Annotated in this window: 22 protein-coding genes; 14 read left to right on the top strand and 8 right to left on the bottom strand. The window is 67.4% G+C overall.

Going from position 1 to position 18,183, the window contains the following annotated elements; genetic code table 11:
• Positions 1-2 precede the first annotated feature (2 nt).
• Positions 3-668 (bottom strand): S24 family peptidase, encoded by a 666-nt coding sequence (locus EAO27_RS01890; protein WP_242776546.1) that lies wholly within the window; start codon positions 666-668, stop codon positions 3-5.
• A 125-nt stretch (positions 669-793) separates the two neighbouring features.
• On the opposite strand from EAO27_RS01890, the gene EAO27_RS01885 reads away from it, so the two are divergent.
• Both EAO27_RS01885 and EAO27_RS01880 read left to right on the top strand, forming a co-directional pair.
• Positions 794-1,048 carry a hypothetical protein gene (locus EAO27_RS01885; protein ID WP_242776544.1) on the top strand — a complete coding sequence of 85 codons (255 nt, stop codon included), beginning with the start codon at positions 794-796 and terminating at the stop codon, positions 1,046-1,048.
• Positions 1,048-1,368, top strand: a complete 321-nt coding sequence (locus EAO27_RS01880; RefSeq protein WP_242776542.1) for a hypothetical protein — start codon at positions 1,048-1,050, stop codon at positions 1,366-1,368. Before EAO27_RS01885 ends, EAO27_RS01880 begins: the two co-directional genes overlap by 1 nt.
• Here the strand turns inward: EAO27_RS01880 and EAO27_RS01875 are convergent.
• The gene (locus EAO27_RS01875; protein WP_242776540.1) at positions 1,365-2,150 is read right to left on the bottom strand and encodes a hypothetical protein; all 786 of its coding nucleotides are present in this window, start codon (positions 2,148-2,150) and stop codon (positions 1,365-1,367) included. The genes EAO27_RS01880 and EAO27_RS01875 overlap by 4 nt on opposite strands.
• 19 nt (positions 2,151-2,169) lie before the next feature.
• A complete protein-coding gene (locus tag EAO27_RS01870; protein ID WP_242776538.1) occupies positions 2,170-3,393 on the bottom strand; it encodes a TIGR04063 family PEP-CTERM/XrtA system glycosyltransferase in 1,224 nt (407 codons plus the stop codon).
• A 134-nt stretch (positions 3,394-3,527) separates the two neighbouring features.
• Between EAO27_RS01870 and EAO27_RS20900 the strand changes: the two genes are divergently transcribed.
• The 7 genes from EAO27_RS20900 to EAO27_RS01840 all read left to right on the top strand — a co-directional run bounded on the left by EAO27_RS20900 (position 3,528) and on the right by EAO27_RS01840 (position 9,138).
• The gene (locus tag EAO27_RS20900; RefSeq protein ID WP_278190115.1) at positions 3,528-3,662 is read left to right on the top strand and encodes a hypothetical protein; all 135 of its coding nucleotides are present in this window, start codon (positions 3,528-3,530) and stop codon (positions 3,660-3,662) included.
• Positions 3,655-5,037: a putative O-glycosylation ligase, exosortase A system-associated gene (locus EAO27_RS01865; protein ID WP_242776536.1), complete on the top strand. Its 1,383-nt coding sequence runs from the start codon at positions 3,655-3,657 to the stop codon at positions 5,035-5,037. The genes EAO27_RS20900 and EAO27_RS01865 overlap by 8 nt, the downstream gene beginning before the upstream one ends.
• Before the next feature lie 180 nt (positions 5,038-5,217).
• Complete coding sequence (locus EAO27_RS01860) at positions 5,218-6,438, top strand: mechanosensitive ion channel domain-containing protein (protein ID WP_242776534.1); 1,221 nt, start codon at positions 5,218-5,220, stop codon at positions 6,436-6,438.
• Between the two features lie 93 nt (positions 6,439-6,531).
• The gene (locus EAO27_RS01855) at positions 6,532-6,990 is read left to right on the top strand and encodes a MaoC family dehydratase (RefSeq protein WP_242776532.1); all 459 of its coding nucleotides are present in this window, start codon (positions 6,532-6,534) and stop codon (positions 6,988-6,990) included.
• Between the two features lie 72 nt (positions 6,991-7,062).
• Positions 7,063-8,244, top strand: coding sequence for an acetyl-CoA C-acyltransferase (locus tag EAO27_RS01850; protein WP_242776530.1), 1,182 nt, complete (start codon positions 7,063-7,065; stop codon positions 8,242-8,244).
• A 1-nt stretch (position 8,245) separates the two neighbouring features.
• On the top strand, positions 8,246-8,830 hold the full coding sequence (locus EAO27_RS01845) for a carboxymuconolactone decarboxylase family protein (protein ID WP_242776528.1): 585 nt from the start codon (positions 8,246-8,248) through the stop codon (positions 8,828-8,830).
• A gap of 17 nt (positions 8,831-8,847) precedes the next feature.
• Positions 8,848-9,138, top strand: coding sequence for a putative quinol monooxygenase (locus EAO27_RS01840; protein ID WP_242776526.1), 291 nt, complete (start codon positions 8,848-8,850; stop codon positions 9,136-9,138).
• Between the two features lie 323 nt (positions 9,139-9,461).
• On the opposite strand, the gene EAO27_RS01835 is transcribed toward EAO27_RS01840, so the two are convergent.
• Positions 9,462-9,947: a hypothetical protein gene (locus tag EAO27_RS01835; RefSeq protein ID WP_242776524.1), complete on the bottom strand. Its 486-nt coding sequence runs from the start codon at positions 9,945-9,947 to the stop codon at positions 9,462-9,464.
• A gap of 89 nt (positions 9,948-10,036) precedes the next feature.
• Positions 10,037-10,507 (bottom strand): redox-sensitive transcriptional activator SoxR, encoded by a 471-nt coding sequence (soxR, locus tag EAO27_RS01830; protein WP_242776522.1) that lies wholly within the window; start codon positions 10,505-10,507, stop codon positions 10,037-10,039.
• A gap of 184 nt (positions 10,508-10,691) precedes the next feature.
• Between soxR and EAO27_RS01825 the strand changes: the two genes are divergently transcribed.
• Both EAO27_RS01825 and EAO27_RS01820 read left to right on the top strand, forming a co-directional pair.
• The gene (locus EAO27_RS01825; protein WP_242776520.1) at positions 10,692-11,087 is read left to right on the top strand and encodes a VOC family protein; all 396 of its coding nucleotides are present in this window, start codon (positions 10,692-10,694) and stop codon (positions 11,085-11,087) included.
• A 63-nt stretch (positions 11,088-11,150) separates the two neighbouring features.
• On the top strand, positions 11,151-11,615 hold the full coding sequence (locus EAO27_RS01820) for a pyridoxamine 5'-phosphate oxidase family protein (protein WP_242776518.1): 465 nt from the start codon (positions 11,151-11,153) through the stop codon (positions 11,613-11,615).
• Between the two features lie 143 nt (positions 11,616-11,758).
• Here the strand turns inward: EAO27_RS01820 and EAO27_RS01815 are convergent, their stop codons facing one another.
• The gene (locus EAO27_RS01815; RefSeq protein ID WP_242776516.1) at positions 11,759-12,748 is read right to left on the bottom strand and encodes a dipeptide epimerase; all 990 of its coding nucleotides are present in this window, start codon (positions 12,746-12,748) and stop codon (positions 11,759-11,761) included.
• 24 nt (positions 12,749-12,772) lie between these two features.
• On the opposite strand from EAO27_RS01815, the gene EAO27_RS01810 reads away from it, so the two are divergent.
• A complete protein-coding gene (locus tag EAO27_RS01810) occupies positions 12,773-13,168 on the top strand; it encodes a DUF1232 domain-containing protein (protein WP_242776514.1) in 396 nt (131 codons plus the stop codon).
• Between the two features lie 405 nt (positions 13,169-13,573).
• Here EAO27_RS01810 and phaZ read toward each other — a convergent pair whose 3' ends face one another.
• Positions 13,574-14,794 (bottom strand): polyhydroxyalkanoate depolymerase, encoded by a 1,221-nt coding sequence (phaZ, locus tag EAO27_RS01805; RefSeq protein WP_242776512.1) that lies wholly within the window; start codon positions 14,792-14,794, stop codon positions 13,574-13,576.
• Positions 14,795-15,066: 272 nt separating this feature from the next.
• Between phaZ and EAO27_RS01800 the strand changes: the two genes are divergently transcribed.
• On the top strand, positions 15,067-15,324 hold the full coding sequence (locus EAO27_RS01800) for a YjhX family toxin (RefSeq protein WP_242776510.1): 258 nt from the start codon (positions 15,067-15,069) through the stop codon (positions 15,322-15,324).
• Between the two features lie 416 nt (positions 15,325-15,740).
• Here the strand turns inward: EAO27_RS01800 and EAO27_RS01795 are convergent, their stop codons facing one another.
• Entirely contained in the window at positions 15,741-16,133 is a 393-nt protein-coding gene (locus EAO27_RS01795; RefSeq protein ID WP_242776509.1) for a hypothetical protein, read from the bottom strand.
• A 226-nt stretch (positions 16,134-16,359) separates the two neighbouring features.
• Here EAO27_RS01795 and EAO27_RS01790 point away from each other — a divergent pair, with 226 nt between their 5' ends.
• Positions 16,360-18,147 carry an ABC transporter transmembrane domain-containing protein gene (locus EAO27_RS01790; RefSeq protein ID WP_242776508.1) on the top strand — a complete coding sequence of 596 codons (1,788 nt, stop codon included), beginning with the start codon at positions 16,360-16,362 and terminating at the stop codon, positions 18,145-18,147.
• Positions 18,148-18,183 lie beyond the last annotated feature (36 nt).

Genomic DNA, 18,183 nt, shown 5'->3' with positions numbered 1-18,183 from the left:
CCCTATCGGACCCGGCGCCCGGTCCATACGACCCGGCCGATCAGCCGCACCGACGCCATCGGCAGGTCGAGGCTGGGATATTGCGGATTGTCGCTGATCACCGCGATGCGCCCGGCAGCACCGGCGCGCGCGATGCGCTTCACCATCAGAGCATCGTCGAGCCGCAGCACATAGATGCCGTCGCGCAGCCGCCCCGCGGCATCGCCGCCGTCGACCAATATATCGTCGCCGTCGTTGAGCGTCGGCGCCATCGAATCGCCCTCGACGCGGATGATGCTGAGCGCGCGCGGATCGGCGCCGAGCCCGCGCAGCCATTTGGGGTCGAACGCGACCTCGCCCTCGACCGCCTCGCCGTCGACCATGCGCCCCGCCCCCGCCGAGGCACCGATCGCGAGCTTGGGCACCAGCACCATGTCGGGCCCGCGCCGCGACGCCGGCGCCGCCACGCGCAGCGCGGGCCCGCCGAGCATCGCCTCCGCCACCCCCAGATAGGCGGCGATGCGCGCACGATCCTCCTCGCCCAGCCGCCGTGGCGATCCGCGCTTGATATATTGCTGGATATAGGCGGGATTGCGCCCGATCGCCGCCGACAGCTGCGCATAATCGATGCCCTTGTCGGCCAGCAGCCGCGCGAGCGCGGTGCGCGGATCGTCGACGAAATCGGTCACGGCATCGGTCCTTCCTATTTCGTGTGTATCAATAGGATTTTTCCTAGACAAGTAGGAAAATGCCTATCAAATAGGAAATATCCTATTTGGGCGAATCGCCCGTACCACGCGATCGGGAGGGACATATGGATGAAGGCCTGTTGCAGCGGATCGAGGCGTTCCTCGTCGAATCGGCGATCCCGCAAAGCGTGTTCGGCCACGAAACCGCGCGCGACCCGCGGCTGGTGCACGACCTGCGCGCGGGGCGCCGCTGCGGGCGCCGCCTTGTCTGTCGCATGGAACATTTCATGAACAAATGGCGTGCCGACCGGCGCGCGGGCCATGTCCGCCCGCGCGGCGACCTCCGCTTCAGCCAGCCGCGTCACCAGGGAGAAAATTGATGCTGTGGTCGCCCGTTCGTCCGATCCGTCCCGGTTGCCCGCACGGGCGCCTGCGCCGGCTGCTCGCGCGCGAACTGCCGCACGGCCTGCTGCTCGGCCCCTCGACGCTGCGCCCGTGGGCGAGCGCCAATTTCGTCGGCGCGCGCCACGCCTTTCCCTGCGCATCGGGGGCGGGCGACGCCGCGCTCGCACGTCCGGCGCTGCAGGCGCGCCTCGGCGCGGTCGAATGGCGGCTGCCGGGACATATCGTCGCCGACCTCGTCGTCGAGGCGGCCGGCGACGGCAGCATGCGAATCGAAATATTGACGGTGGAGGATTAGCCGACCGCGCGGCGGGTCATCCGCGACAGCGTGCTGAGCGCGGCTTCGAGCGCAAAGTCGACCTCGACCGGTCCTTCGGCGCTGGCAGCGAGCGTCGGCGGTGCCGCATCGGAAGCCCCCGCCGCCACCGCGCGGCGGCGTTCGAGCCCGGCTTCGAAGCGCGCAACCATCGCACCGAGGCTGGTGTCGGCCGCATCGGGCATCGTCCGGCCCGCCACCTCGGCGGGCTGGAGCCAGGGCGCGTCGGCATCGTCGGGATCATAGTCGACCGGTGCCAGGTCGGCGAGGATCAGCTCCTCCTCCGCCGCGTCGCCGGAGTCCGGCACGCGTTCCGGCATCGGCGGCGCCAGCGGACCGAGGCCGCCTTCGGGCAGTTCGCGACCGGCGCGGATCGGCGGGCGCGGACTGTCGTCGGGATGGGCGTCGGCGCGGCGCCGCGGCAACGCGTCGCCCGCACCCTGCCGCATTTGCAGGAGGCGCTTCACCGCACCGCGCGGGCTGGGCAGCGCCAGCGCCGCAAGCCCGGCGAGCAGCGCGGCGATCGCCGCCATGCCGACCGCGAGCGCAAGCCGGCCGCCATTGCCGACGGGCGGCACGAAGAAATCCGAAAGCCGGTCGAGATAAAGCTGCCAGCCGATCGAGGCGACCCAGGCGATCGGCATCACCGCGACGAACAGAAAGGTCAGCGCCGAAGCGCCGATCACCGCCGGAACGGCAGGACGCAGCGCCCGCCACAGCACGGCGAGCCTGTCCCCGATCGATTTGCCCTGTTCGTCGTCCATGCTTCCAGACCTTGTCCCGTCAGGCCGCGAGCGATCCGGAATCGCCGCGCAGCAACCGTTGGTAAACGGGCTCGTAACGCAAAATGTTTGACGACCAGTTACGATGCTCTTCGACGAAAAACCGCGCCGTGCGCCGCCGCTCGGGCCAGAGGCCGCGCGCGCCGAGCAGATCCGCCAGCGCCGCGGCGACCGCCGCGGGATCGTCGGGCGCGAACAGCGTCCCGGTCACGCCGTCCTCGATCAGTTCGCGGTGCCCGCCGACGTCCGACGCCGCGACCAGCTTGCCCTGCGCCATCGCCTCGAGCGGCTTGAGCGGCGTGACGAGGTCGGTCAGCCGCATCTTCTTGCGCGGATAGGCGAGGATATCGATCAGCGAATAATAGCGTTCGACCTGCGAATGCGGCACGCGGCCGACGAAATGGATGCGCGCCGCGACCGGTGACGCCGCGGCCTGCGCTTTCAGCGCCGCCTCCATCGGACCGCCGCCGACGAGCAGCAGCCGCGCCCCGGACTGCACCGCGACGAGCGCGGGCATCGCGGCGATCAGGTCGTCGATGCCCTCATAATCGTAAAAGCTGCCGATGAAACCGATCACCGCATCGCCCTCACCAAGGCCAAGCTCGCCCGCCAGCCCGGCGTCGCGCGGCGGCGGATCGCCGAACAGGTCGAGGTCGACGCCGTTCGGCGACACGATGATCTTGCCCGGATCGACCCCGCGCGCGATCAGGTCGCCGCGCAGCCCGTCGCAGATCACCGCGACCGCGTCGGCCGATTTGACCGCATGCGTTTCGAGCTGGCGGGTGAGGAAATATTTGGCGCTGCCTTCGCGCCCGGTCCCGTTGCCGACCGCCGCATCCTCCCAAAAGGCGCGAATCTCGTATAGCACGGGAATGCCCAGCTTTTTGCCGACGCGCAGCGCGGCGAGCCCGTCGAGCACCGGCGAATGCGCGTGGAGCAGGTCGGGCTGCCATTCGCCGACGAGCGCCTCGATGCGCCGGGCGAGCGCGCCGATCTCGCGCCATTCGCGAATCGGCGAGGGCGCGGCGGCGATCGGCGGCGTGCGATAGAAGGTCAGTCCGTCGACGGTCTCGCCGTCGGGGCCCGGCTCGGGGTGCCGTACCCCGGTGACCCCCGCGACCTGCCACCCCTTCAGGGCCTGGGCCTTCATCAGCGCACGCGTGCGAAATGTATAGCCGCTGTGCGCGGGCAGGCTATGGTCGAGGACGTGGAGAATGCGGGTCATGACACGCGTTCCATGTCACGGAAGCCTTAACGCCGCGTCAACCCCGTTGCGTTAGACCTCCGCCCAGGCCCAAAGCGGGCACGACGCAACAGCAAGGCCGGCAGCGACCGATGGTCGACAATTTTTCCATTGGTTTGACCCACGTCCTGATGGCGATCGCGCTGTGGCGCCTGCTCCACCGCGACGACCTCGACCATGAGGTCAGCCCGCGCATGCTGTGGCAGCGGCGCAAGGAAGAGGCCGAAATGCGGGACCGCGGCGATGCGTGACATCGCCTTCGTCGCCTTCCTCTTCGCCTTCATCGGCGTCGGCTTCCGCAAGCCGTTCCTGTTCGTGCTCGCCTTCTGCTACATCGACATCGTCGCGCCGCAGCGGCTGAGCTATTTCCTGATCAACTCGATCCCGATCTCGCTGATCGTCTTCGCGCTCGCCATCGTCGGCTGGCTCACGGTCGACGACAAGAAGGATACACGGTGGTCGGGGCGGCAATTCCTGCTCATCGCGCTGCTGCTCTATTGCTGGATGACGACGATCAACGCCGACTTTCCGGTCGAGGCGCAGGAAAAATGGACGTGGGTGTGGAAGGCGCTCGTCTGGGCGATCTTCCTGCCGCTGACCCTGCGCACCAAGCTGCGTATCGAGGCGCTGTTGCTGATCATGCTGCTCTCGGCGGCGTCGATCGCGATCGCGGGGGGGATCAAGACCGCGGCGGGCGGCGGCGGCTACGGTTCGCTCCAACTGCTGCTCAACGAAAATTTCGGCCTCTACGAAGGCTCGATCATGTCGACCGTCGGCATCTCGATCATCCCGCTCATCCTCTGGTACCGCCGGCACGGCACGATCTTTCCACCCGACTGGCGCGTCTCGACCTTCTGCTTCGCGCTCGTCTTCGCCTGCATGCTGCTCCCCGTGGGGACGCAGGCGCGCACCGGGCTCATCTGCATCGGCGTGCTCGCGGTGCTGTCGCTGCGCGCGGTCAAGCACCGCGTCCTCTACATCGCCGGCGCCAGCGCGCTGGCGCTCGCCGCGGTGCCATTCCTGCCGCAAAGCTTCACCCAGCGCATGGAAACGATCCAGGGCTACAAGTCCGACCAGTCGGCCTCGACGCGCGTCGCGGTGTGGGCGTGGACGTGGGACTATGCGAAGGACAATCCCTTCGGCGGCGGCTTCCAGGCCTATCTCCAGAACAGCCTGCGCGTCGAAACCACCGGCAGCAGCACCTATGACCCCGACCAGCCGCAGCAATCCGAATCGACGATCCACGACGAAAAGGCGCGCGCCTATCATTCGAGCTATTTCGAAATGCTCGGCGAACAGGGCTATCCGGGGCTCGCGCTCTGGCTGATCCTGCACCTCTCGGGGCTGGTGCAGATGGAGCGGCTGCGCCGCCGCTATCTCAAGACGCGCCGCGCCGAGGAACAATGGATCGCCCCGCTCGCGACCGCGCTCCAGCACGGACACATCGTCTACATGGTCGGCTCGCTGTTCGTCGGAATCGCGTTCCAGCCCTTCATCTACATGATGCTCGCGCTCGAAATGGGGCTGTCGACCTATGTCCGCCGCCGCGAGCGCGAGGCCGGCTGGCGCCCACTGATGGCGCGCCCCGCGCAAGTTCCTCCGCGGCAGCCCGCGGCCTCCGCCTGACCCCCGCGCCTAGGGGGTCGGACGACCGGGCACGGAACCTTCTGCCCATCCCGCACGCTATCCCGGTGATCGCCATCGCGCGGTCCGATCTTTCGCGTGCCGAACGCGGATTTTTGACCTATCTGGAGCGTGCCCCGCCGCGGCCGCCCTGCTCCGTTCCGCCCGACCCAGAGGAAAGACGTGATCCTTACGCTATTGACCGCCGCCGCCACTGCCGCACCGAAGACCGCCGCCAAGGCAGGCGAAACCGTCCGGACCACGGCGAACAATCCGATCGACGACCTGCGCTACTGGTGGGACGCCAGCCTCGGCTGGATCCAGAGCCACTGGCTGCAGATCGGCATCGCGATCGCCGCCGGGCTGATCATCTATGCCCTGCTGTCGCTGGTGCGCACCTTCGCGCTCAAGCGTGCGCAGGCGGCGCCGGGCCAGTTCACGCTGACCGACATCGTCGGACGCGTCATCCACAAGACCAAGTCCGGCGTGCTCGCGATCATCGCGATCCGCATGGTCGCGGGCTATGCCCAGCCGCCGTCGCTGATCATGTCGGTGATCCAGTTCGTCTTCACCATCGCGGTCGTGCTGCAGGTCGCGATCTGGGCGCGCGAAATCATCCTCGGGCTGATCCAGCGCCGCGCCGCCGAGGGGCATAACGAGACGCTGTCGAACGCGATGGGGATCATCCGCCTGCTGATCAGCGTCGCGCTCTTCGCGATCGCCGCGATCGTCATCCTCGACAATATGGGGGTCAATGTCACCGGCCTCGTCGCCGGGCTCGGGATCGGCGGCATCGCGATCGGCCTCGCCGCGCAGGGCATTTTCTCCGATCTGTTCGCGTCGCTGTCGATCATCTTCGACCGCCCCTTCCGCGTCGGCGAGACGATCAAATATGACATGAGCACCGCGACGGTCGAACGCATCGGGCTGAAAAGCACGCGGCTGCGCTCGGTCAACGGCGAGCTGCTCGTCGTGTCGAACACCAATTTGCTGGCAAAGGAGATCACCAACTTCGCGCATCTCCACCGCCGCCGCGTCACCTTCGCGATCGGCGTCATCTACCAGACGACGCCCGACATGCTGCGCGAGCTGCCCGCGCTGCTCGAGGAGCAGGTCCGTGCCGAAGGCCATGAATTCATCCGGTCGAGCTTCGTGACCTTCGGCCCGTCGAGCCTCGATTTCGAACTGCTGTTCGACGTGTTCAGCGAGGATTTCGAGGTGGTGACGAAGGCGCGGACCGCGGTTGCGATCCGGCTGTTCGATGCGATGGCGAAGGCGGGCTATGAATTCGCCTATCCGACCCAGACGACCTTCACCGCCGCCCCCGACGGCACGATGATCATGCCCTATGCCGAGTCCCCGAAAGCGCGCACCGCGGCAGCGAAAGCGACCGGCCCCGCGTGACGCTACGGCAGCCGTGTCCTGCCGCTTCGCCCTTGTGCAATGCGGCAAGACCGGCCTAGAACGCGCCCCTCACAGCAGATGAGGGGATGAGACATGGGCGCCATCACGCCGCAGGAAATGAAGGAACTGGTCGGACAATCGCTCGGCACGTCGGAGTGGCTGCTGGTCGACCAGGACATGATCAACAAGTTCGCCGACGCCACCGGCGACCATCAGTTCATCCATATCGACGAGGAAAAGGCCAAGCTGACGCCCTTCGGCGGCACGATCGCGCACGGCTTCCTGACGCTGTCACTGTTCCCGGTGCTGATGGCCAAGTCCGACTGCCCGCGCCCCGCCGGGGTCAAGATGGGCGTCAACTACGGCGGCAACAAGGTCCGCTTCCTCGCGCCCGTCCGTTCGGGCAAGCGCGTGCGCGGCCATTTCAAGCTGCTCGAACTCGACGAAAAGCGCCCCGGCCAGTGGCAGCAGACGCTCGAATTCACGGTCGAGATCGAGGGCGAGGAAAAGCCCGCACTGATGGCCGAATGGATCAGCCAGTTCTTCGTCTGACACCATCGACCAAGGTTTGACCCGGCCGACCTCCCCCGAAAAGAACCGGATCCAAGCAGAAGGAATATCGACATGCGTGACGCCGTCATCGTTTCCACCGCCCGCACCCCGCTGACCAAGGCGGCGCGCGGCTCGTTCAACAACACCCCCTCGCCGACCCTCGGCGCCTTTTCGGTCGAGGCCGCAGTCAAGCGCGCCGGGCTCGAAGGCGGCGAGATCGACGACGTCGTCTTCGGCGCCGCGATGCAGCAGGGTTCGCAGTCGCCGAACGTCGCGCGCCTGATCGCGCTGCGCGCCGGCCTGCCCGTCACCGTCCCCGGCATGTCGATCGACCGCCAGTGTTCGTCGGGCCTGATGACCATCGCGACCGCCGCGAAGCAGATCATCGTCGACCGCCAGGACATCGTCGTCGCCGGCGGCGTCGAAAGCATCTCGAAGGTCAGCGGCAGCGGCAAGGTGTTCATCGAGCCCGACGCCGAGCTGCTCGCGATGCACAAGGACACCTATATGCCGATGATCGGCACCGCCGAGGTCGTCGCCAAGCGTTACAATATCAGCCGCGAAGCGCAGGACGAATATTCGCTCCAGTCGCAGCAGCGCACCGCCGCCGCGCAGGCCGCGGGCAAATATGACGACGAGATCGTCGCGTGCAAGGCGACGATGGCGGTCGTGAACAAGGAAACCAAGGAAGTTTCCTATCAGGAAGTCGTCGCCGCCAAGGACGAGTGCAACCGTCCCGACACCACGCTCGAAGGCCTCGCGAGCCTCAAGCCCGTCATGGGCGAAGGCCACACGATCACTGCCGGCAACGCCAGCCAGCTCAGCGACGGCTCGTCGGCCTGCGTCGTGATGGAGGCGAAGCTCGCCGAGAAGCGCGGCCTGACCCCGCTCGGCCGCTATGTCGGCATGGCGGTCGCGGGCACCGAACCCGACGAAATGGGCATCGGCCCCGTCTTCGCCATCCCCAAGCTGCTCGAACGCTTCGAGCTCAAGATGGACGACATCGGCCTCTGGGAACTCAACGAAGCCTTTGCCGTGCAGGTGCTCTATTGCCGCGACAAGCTCGGCATCCCGAACGAGCTGCTCAACGTCAACGGCGGCTCGATCTCGATCGGCCACCCCTTCGGCATGACCGGCGCGCGCTGCGTCGGCCACGCGCTGATCGAGGGCAAGCGCCGCGGCGTCAAATATGCCGTCGTCACCATGTGCATCGGTGGCGGCCAGGGCGCAGCGGGCCTGTTCGAGGTCTTCTGATTTGCGCCTGACCAAACCGCGTATCGAGCCGGTCGATCTCGACCGGCTCGATGCCGACCAGCGCGCCGCGCTCGAACCCTTTTTCGCCAGCAACGGCGGCCGCGTCGGCGGCGGGCGCATCCTCAATATCTTCCGCACCCTCGCGCACGCGCCCAAGGCGATGACCGCCTTCCTCGGCTGGGGCAACTACATCCTGTCGCGGCGCAGCGCGCTCACCCCCCGCGACCGCGAGCTCGTCATCCTGCGCACCGGCTGGAACTGCCGTTCGGGTTACGAATGGACGCAGCACAAGCGCATCGGGCTCGACTGCGGCCTCACCGAAGCCGAGATCGAACGGATCAAGGCCGGCCCCGACGCCGACGGCTGGAACGACCTCGACCGCGCGATGCTGCGCGCGACCGACGAACTCACCAACGATCATTTCGTCACCGACGCCAGCTGGGCGGCGCTCGCGCCGCTCGGCGACAAGGGCCGCATGGACCTCGTCATGACCGTCGGCCAATACACCCAGGTTTCGATGATGCTGAACAGCTTCGGCATCCAGGTCGAGGACGGCTGGACCGTCGACCCCGACCTCAAGGCCTGACGCACGGGGAGAATCGAATGAGTGCCATCGGTATTATCGCGACGCTGCGCGTCCAGCCCGGCAAGGAAGCCGAATTCGAGGGCGTCTTCGCCGAACTCGCCCCCGCGGTCGCCGCGAACGAAGCGGGCAACAGCTATTACCGGCTGTTCCGCACCGACGAGGCCGGCGTCTACAAGGTCATGGAATGCTATGACGACGCCGCGGCGGTCGAGGCGCACCGCGCGTCGGACCATTTCCGCACGATCGGTGCCCGCCTCGGCCCCTGTCTCGCCGGCGCGCCGGAGATCGAACGGTTGAGCGCGGTCTGAATGGGGCGCGGTCTGAACGGAATGATCATCCGCTGAAGGGAAACTGCCGGTTTCGACCGGCAGCAACCGCTGGAGATGTGCACCCCGGCGAAAGCCGGGGCCCAGAGCACCGACGCGAACCCGGCATGTTCCTGCAATGGACCCTGGCTTTCGCCGGGGTGCATGGAGGGCTGGATTCGGTCATTTTCCGTCATCCCGGCGCAGGCCGGGATCCCGCCCTGCAAACCATGATGCACCGGCGAGATTCCGGCCTTCGCCGGGGTGACGACGGGAAATGAGGCGACGTTCGCTCGCCACCCCGTTCCGACCTTTCGCCGATCCCCTCAACGCACGCGGCTGAAATGGTTCGTCCGCATCGCCGGCACGCCGCCCGCTTTGAAATACACGACGGTCTCGGTCATCGTCTGGCCGTCGGCGGAGACCGTGTAGGTGCGCATCGATCCCGGCACGCCCCCGCGCGCGAGCGCGGTGACCATCACGCCGGGTTCCGGCAGCCGCGTCGCCGCGGTGTCAGCCTCGAAATGCCCCTCGACGGGAACCGCGCTGCCGTCGGGGACATAGGTCGAGGTCGCCTCGACGCTCTTGCCGTCGGGCAGGACTACGGCGACGTTGGTTTTCCATTTGCCGCCGCCCACATCGCTATAGGTGATGGTGACGCTTTTCGGCCGCGCCTCGGGCGGCATCGTCAGGCGCGCCGTATCGACCGCCCAGCTGCCGAGCAGCGGTGAGGCGGCCGGCGCCTCGGCCAGCGCCGGAGCCGCGTGCACCGCGGCGACTGCGAGCAGAATCGGATAGAAACTATTCTTCATGGAGCCTCTCCACGTGCAACGCCGATTTCCGGCTATGATACCGTTTAACATCAGATTTTTGTGGCCGTCGCCGGCTTTCTTGTCCCGGGTCATTCGATTTCGGCGATCTCGCGATAATGGTCGCCCAGCACATAGCGCGGCCCCGCGCCGCGCTGCGCCGCCTTGTCGCGCGCGTTGTAGAGCTTGCAATTCTTGAGGCTCAGGCAACCGCAGCCGATGCAGTTGCCCAGCAATTCCTGCGTCCGTTCGAGCGCCGCGATCTGCGCCGCGATGCGCGCGCGGAGCCCGGCGCTGATCCGCGCCCAGTCGGCGGCGTTGGGGTTTCGCCCCGCGGGCAGGCGCGCCAGTTCGGCGCCGATCTCCTCGAGGCTGAGGCCCATCTGCTGCGCGATCAGGATGAACGATATGCGGCGGATGTCGGCGCGCAGGAAGCGCCGCTGCCCGCCGCGCGTGCGCAGCGCCGCGACCAGTCCCTTCGCCTCGTAGAAGCGGATCGCCGACACCGCGACCCCGGTGCGCGCCGCCAGTTCGCCGATCGCGATCAGGTCGTTCCGGTGCATCCTGTCCCTCCCGTCATCGCGAGGCGCGAAGCGATGTGGCAATCCGGAGGCGCATAACCGCTCCCGATTGCTTCGCGTCGCTTCCAGTGACGATCCTCGAACGCGCCGCGTCATTTCCCCTTGATCTTAACCTCACTTGAGCTTTCATAACCCGCCGCGTCAACCCCGAATAGCGGAGCAAGCCATGACGCACGCCTTCATCGAACATGTGAACCTGACGGTCAGCGACCCCGATCGCACCGCCGGCCTGTTGTCGGCGATCTTCGGCTGGCACGAACGCTGGCGCGGCCCGGCGCGCGATGGCGGGCGCACCATCCACCTCGGCAGCGAAAGCGCCTATATCGCGCTCTACGCCGGCCCCGACGGCGACCATGCCGACGCGCGCTATCCGAAGGGCGAACCGCTCAACCATGTCGGCGTACAGGTCGACGACCTCGATACCGCCGAGATGCGCGTGAAGGCGGTCGGCCTCACTCCCTTCAGTCATGGCGATTACGAGCCGGGCCGCCGCTTCTATTTCCTCGACCCCGACGGCATCGAATATGAGGTCGTCAGCTATGCCGAGCCGCGCCCGCGCTGAGCCGGGCAACGGCGCGGCGGCTCCCGCGTTGATCCTTTGTCGAGGGGGAAGAAGGAGTTCCCCATGACCGACGACATCACGAAGCGTTTCTGGAAAGCGCTCGACGCCAGCCCCTGCCTGATGGTCGGCCTGACCGGCGAGCGCGACCATCGCATCCCGATGAACGCGCAGCTCGACAAGGATGCCGACAGCGCCTTCTGGTTCTTCACCGCGACCGACAACCGCCTCGCCGCGGGCGGTCCGGCGATGGCGCAGTTCGCGTCGAAGGGCCACGACCTCTTCGCCTGCATCGCGGGCACGCTGCGCACCGAAACCGACCGTGCCGTGCTCGACAGGCTGTGGAACAACGGCATCGCCGCCTGGTACGAAGGCGGCAAGAGCGACCCGAAGCTGCTCCTGCTCCGCTTCGACCTCGACAATGCCGAAATCTGGACCGCCGATCCCGGCATCAAGGGGCTGTTCAAACTGGCCACCGGTCTGACGATGAAGAATGGCGAACTGGGACAGCATGCCGAGGTGACACTGTAGCGCTGGCCTTCACCGCGGCAGCGCCGACAGCTTCACTCCTCCGTTCATGCCGAGCTTGTCGAAGCACCGTTCTTGCTTTCCATGGAAGGAAGAACGGCCCTTCGACAAGCTCGGGGCAAATGGTTCACATTGTGCGCACCGCGCTAGTTTGGCGCCACAATCCGCCCGTCGGCGTAGCGGAACCCGCCCTCGCGATCCTTCGCCAGCAGCGCCGGGCCGTCGAGGTCGACCCATTTCGCGCGTTGCGCCAGCACGAAGGCGGGGGCGATCGCCAGGCTGGTGCAGAGCATGCACCCGGCCATGATCGACAGTCCCGCGGCGTCGGCGGCGTCGGCGATCCGCAACGCCTCGGTGAGCCCGCCCGCCTTGTCGAGCTTGATGTTCACCCCGTCGTAGAAGGGGCCGATCCGCGCGATGTCGGCGCTCGTCTGGCAGCTTTCGTCGGCAACGAAGGGAATGGGCGCATAGACGCCGTCGAGCAACGCATCGGCATCGACCGGCACCGGCTGCTCGATCATCTCGACCCCCAGCTCGGCGAGCGCCTCGGCCTCGTCGAGCGGGTCGAGCTGGCCCCAGCTCGCATTGGCGTCGGCGATCAGCCGGACGTCGGGCGCGCCGGTGCGCACCGCCGCGACGCGCGCACGGTCGCCCTCGCCGGTCAGCTTGAGCTTGAGCAGGTGAAATCCCGCCGCGGCGGCGGCCGCTGCCTGCGCCGCCATCGCGTCGGGATCGCCGAGCGAGATGGTGTAGGCGGTGATCCTCGGTGCCGGCGCACCTTCGCATCCCGCGATCCGCCACAGCGGCTCGCCCCGCTGCCGCGCCTCGAGGTCCCACAGCGCGCAGTCGAGCGCATTGCGCGCCGCCCCCGGCCCCATCAGTTCCTGCACCGCCGCGCGCGCCGCCGCCGCGTCCAACCCCGCGAGATAGGGCGCCGCGCGCAACAGCGCGTCGCGGCAGCTTTCGGCGCTCTCGCCCTGATAGTCGACCGGCGTTCCCTCGCCGCGCCCGCCGAAACCCCCGGCCGCAACCTCGGCGACCACGACATCGACGAAGGTCCGGGCGCCACGCGCAGTCACGAACGATCCCGCGACCGGCCAGCGTTCGACGCGTGCGTTTTTGAGTTGGATGCCCATCGTCAGAGCGTAATAGACAAGATCATGCCCGGCAAATCCCTAACCGAACGCATCGCCGATCTCGGCCACCGTCTCGCCGTCGAGGCGCACGCCGCCTGGCTCGCCGCGCGCGACAACCGCGTGCCATGGCATGCGCGCCTGCTCGCGGTCGCGGTCGCCGCCTACGCGCTGTCGCCGATCGACCTGATCCCCGACTTCATCCCCGTGCTCGGCTGGCTCGACGACCTGATCCTCGTCCCGCTCGGCCTGTGGACGGTACGCCGCCTGATCCCCGACCCGCTCTGGGCCGAACTCCACGCCGCCGCCGAAGCCGCGAGCCACCGCCCGTCGAGCCGCGCCGGCATGGTCTTCATCCTGCTCCTGTGGGCGGGGCTGCTCTACATCGTCTACTGGAGCGTGCGCACCTCGCCCTGGCACTGACGCGGGCGGCGAACACGATGGTCGTTTAGGGGTGGAAAGCTGCCGATTGAGTGGCGAACCGGTTTCCCCTCCCGCGTGCGGGAGGGGCAGCGAGGCTTGCCAGCTTGCTGGTTAGCCGCAGCGGGGTGGGCCGTCGCGACGCCGCTGCCCACCCCCGACCCCTCCCGCAAGCGGGAGGGGAGAAGAGCGGCCGCAATCGGTCGCTTTCCGCCAATCCTCCCTGTCGCGTAGCGATGGGGGAGTCGCAGACGGCGCGCCGCGCCAGCGGGACCGCCGCCGCAGGCGGTGGTGGAGGGGCCGCAACGCTGCGTCCTTCGCCCCTCCGTCAGCGCTTCGCGCCGCCACCTCCCCATTGCCTGCGGCCACAGGGAGGATCTAAGCCCGCAACCGCTCGAAACCCGCCCCTCACCCGCCGTTGGCGCGGATCCAGTCCTCGACCGCCGGCGCGATCTCGTCGCGCCATTTCTTGCCGTTGAAGATGCCGTAGTGACCGACGCCCTTCGCCATCAGATATTGCTTCTTCTCCGCGGGCAGCGATTTTGCCAGCGTCAGCGCCGCCCTGGTCTGCCCGATCCCCGAAATGTCGTCGCGCTCGCCCTCGATCGCGAGGATCGCGATATCCTCGATCGCGGTCAGGTCGACCTTTTGCCCGCGATGCAGCATCTCGCCCCTGGGCAGCAGGTGGCGCTGGAACACGACATCGACCGTCTGGAGATAGAATTCGGCGGTCATGTCGCACACCGCGCGATATTCGTCATAGAATTCCTTGGTCTTCTCGGCGCTCTCGCCGTCGCCCTCGACCAGATGCTTGAACATCGCCCAATGGCTCATCATGTGGTTGCCGAGGTTCATCGACATGAAGCCCGCGAGTTGCAGGAAACCGGGATAGACGCGGCGCCCGGCGCCCGGATACCAGGCGGGAACGGTGACGATGACATTTTCCTGGAACCAGGCGTGCGGGCGCGTCATCGCATGATCGTTGACCGCGGTCGGCGCCTTGCGCGTGTCGATCGGCCCGCCCATCATCGTCAGCGTCGCGGGGCGGCACTTGTGCCTGTTCGCCGCCATGATCGCCGCCGCGACGAGGCTCGGCACCGACGGCTGGCACACCGCGAGCATATGCGCCCCTGGTCCGATATGTTCGAGCCACGCAATCAGATAGTCGACATAATCGTCGAGATCGAACTTGCCCGCCTCCAGCGGCGCGTTGCGTGCGTCGCGCCAGTCGGTGATCCACACGTCGTGCCCGGGCAGCATGCGCTCGACCGTCCCGCGCAGCAAGGTCGCATAGTGGCCCGACATCGGCGCGACGATCAGCAGCTTGGGCGCGTCTTTCGTACCCTTGTGCTTGAAATGCTTGAGCTGCCCAAAGGGTTTGCGCGCCTCGACCACCTCGGTAACGCGCACCGTCTCGCCGTCGACCGCCGTTTCATACAGCTCGAACCCCGGCTTGCCGCGCGGCGCCGCGGCGTGCGCGAACACCTCGAGCGCCGAAGCGAACATCGGACTGCCGCCGAAATAGCCGAGCGGGTTCGCGGGATGCTGGATGGCCTGCGCCCCCGCGGTCGCGAGCGCGCTGGCGCCCGCAAGCCAGCTCTTCTGCATTTCAAAGGCGTGATACAGCATATTCATTCCTTGCGTTGCCCCGGCGGCGCTCTGCCGGCGCCCGTCCATTGCTTCGCAGTCTAGGCGTTCGCGCTCATTGTGCAATGCATCAAAATCGTTGCGGCGACCGATAATTCCCCATATCCTGCCCGCACGGCGCCTGTTGCGCCGGTGGAGCCTTTTATGTCTGAGATTGCGGGCAACCGCTAACATCCCGGCGACAACGGGATGATTCGAGCGTGCCGACCCATGCGTCGGCGCGCCCTTGTTGCTTGCAATCCCGGATCCATTCCATGAACATTTCCAAAGCCGAACAGCGCGTGCTCCACGCGCTGGCGCAGGGCGGTGCCATTCGCCACCGCCGCGACGAACAGGGTCGCCTCGTCGAGGCGCTCTGCTTCACGCGCGAGGGTTTCGTCCTTGCCAATATGGACCTTGCGCTTTTCCATCGCCTGCGCCGCCGCGGCCTGATCGCCTCGCGCGGCGGGGCGCCCTACCGCGTCACCCAGGCGGGACTACGCGCGGTACGCGCACAGCTCGACAATCGCTGATGGAGACCGGCGGACGATCCTGGAGGCCGTCCGCCGGTTCACCCGGGTTGGCGGTTTTGGGGTGGGGAGCGGACTCGTCTCCTGCCTTCGTCATCCCGGACTTGATCCGGGATCCATGGCAACGTCGAAATCATGGACCCCGGATCAAGTCCGGGGTGACGATGAAGGACAGGCCCGTAGCCGGTCGAAGCAGTCCCGCTCCTCCCTGTCGCGCAGCGATGGGGAGGTGGCAGCGCGAAGCGCTGACGGAGGGGCCGACACCGTCGGGCGTCCTAGTGGCCCCTCCACCACTCGCTGCGCGAGCGGTCCCCCTCCCCATGGCTTCGCCACAGGGAGGATCTATGTCCACAACCGGTCGTTTGCCGTCGTGGCACCCAGATCGACCGTGAAGGGCGAAAACGGGTAGGAAGCGGTCGTTAGCCATCGCTCGCAGTAGGGACGTGCCACGCGCTGGGCAGGTGAGGAAAATGTCCCCAGCGGTCCCATGGCTGATTGTTTTGGCCCTTGGCACGCGACGCGAGACCCCAACGGGGTGGATCGGGCCATCCAGACCAAGTGTTGTCGATCAACAGCAGGTCTTCCTCGCCGACTGTTGCCAAGAAAGCGGCGTCCACCGACAAAAGCCAGTCTTTTGGATGTCCGAATATGCCGTCCTCAGGAAAGGCATTCCAAGGAATGGGTGACCATTGGATAGCTAGCTGGGCACGGTCGTGAAAGCCTTGCTCCTGTAAATCCGATGCGTCCGCGTCCATCGGCCAAGGCGCGGGCTCCCATTCAGGTGACACTTCGTCACGACGGTAGATGGTCATACGCAAATATTAGCCAGAAACCGAACGCCCGCAATCGGTCGCTTGCTGCCATGGGTGCCGCACCGACCGGCAGCTTCCGAAACGAGGTGGAAAGCGGACGTTCCTTAAATCACCGCCCCTTTCTTCGGTCCCGCTTCACACCATATGAAGCCCCGCGCCACTCTGCATCGTTGAGCGCACCCTTCCCCGCTGCTAGGGCCGACCCATGGCAACAAGATCAGACCAGATGGCCACAACGTCCCCCGACCAGCAGGACAGACGCCCCCGCAGGCTCGGCAGCCTCGCGATGATCTGGCGATACGCCAGCCGCTATCCGCTCCAGCTGCTCCTCGCCGGGATCGCGCTCGGGGTCGCGGCGCTCGCGACGCTCGCCATCCCTTGGCAGTTCAAGGCGATGATCGACTCGGGCTTCGTCGCGGGCGGCGGCGACGTCGCGCCGCATTTCCGGCTCTTCTACGTCATCGTCATCGTGCTCGCGCTCGCAACCGCGGTGCGCTTCTACTGCGTCAGCTGGCTCGGCGAACGCACCGTCGCCGACATTCGCCAGGCGGTGCAGCAGAATCTCCTCCGCCTCGCGCCGGGCTTCTTCGAGGAAAATCGCCCCTCCGAAATCGCCTCGCGCATGACGTCGGACACCGCGATCATCGAACAGATCGTCGGCACCACCGTCTCGGTCGCGCTGCGCAACATGGTGATGGGCATCGGCGGCATCGTCTATCTCTTCTCGCTCTCGCCGGGGCTCACCGGCGGCATCCTGCTCGGCATCCCGGTGATCATCCTGCCGATCGTGCTGCTCGGCCGCCGCCTCCAGAATGTCTCGCGCTCGAGCCAGGACCGCGTCGCCGACATCGGCGCGACCACCGCCGAGCAATTGGGCGCGATGAAGATCGTCCAGGCCTTCGGACAGGAGAGGCGCGAGGCCGAACGCTTCACCGCCGCGGTCGAGGAGAATTTCGCCACCGCAAAGCGCCGCATCCGCCTGCGCGCAGTGATGACCGCGATCGTCATCGGGCTGCTCTTCGGCGCGATCACCACCTTGCTCTGGTACGGCGCCGCGGGCGTCGCCGCGGGCACGATCACCGGCGGCACCATCGCCGCCTTCGTGCTCACCGGGGGGCTCGTCGCGGGGGCCTTTGGTGCCCTCACCGAAGTCTATGGCGACCTGCTTCGCGCCGCGGGCGCCGCCGAGCGCCTGTCCGAACTGCTCCACGCCGAACCGACGATCGCCGCGCCGACCCAGTCGCGCCGTTTCCCCGATCCGCCGCACGGCACGCTCGAATTCCGGAACGTCGAATTCCGCTACCCGACGCGCCCCGATGCGCCCGCGCTCCACGGTTTCAGCCTCGCGATCGCGCCGCGCGAGACCGTCGCGATCGTCGGCCCCTCGGGCGCGGGCAAGTCGACGCTGTTCCAGCTCGCCGAGCGTTTCTACGATCCGCAGGGCGGCGACATCTTGCTCGACGGCGTACCGCTCATCGACGCCGATCCCGCCGACATCCGTGCGCGCATCGCGATGGTGCCGCAGGAGACGGTGATCTTCGCCGCCTCGGCGCGCGACAATCTGCGCTACGGCAACTGGAACGCCACCGACGAGGAATTGTGGGCCGCCGCGCGCGCCGCCAACGCCGAGGAGTTCCTCCGCAAGCTGCCGCAGGAACTCGACACCTTCATGGGCGAGGGCGGCGCCCGCCTCTCGGGCGGCCAGCGCCAGCGCGTCGCGATCGCGCGCGCGCTTCTCCGCCGCGCGCCGCTGCTGCTGCTCGACGAGGCGACATCGGCGCTCGACGCCGAATCCGAAAAGCTCGTCCAGGACGCGCTCGAAACGCTGATGCACGACCGCACGACGATCGTCATCGCGCACCGCCTCGCGACCGTGCGCGCCGCCGACCGCATCATCGTGATGGACGAGGGGCGCATCGTCGAGGAGGGCAAGCACGACGCGCTCGTCGCCGCCGACGGCCTCTACGCACGCCTCGCGCGGCTCCAGTTCCAGGACAATCTCGCCGCCGCCTGATCGACCGCTCCCGCCTGCTCCCAAACGCCTGCCCCA

It is taken from the genome of Sphingopyxis sp. YF1, from assembly GCF_022701295.1.
GTDB lineage: Bacteria > Pseudomonadota > Alphaproteobacteria > Sphingomonadales > Sphingomonadaceae > Sphingopyxis.
This window is presented reverse-complemented; position numbering and strand designations above follow the sequence as displayed.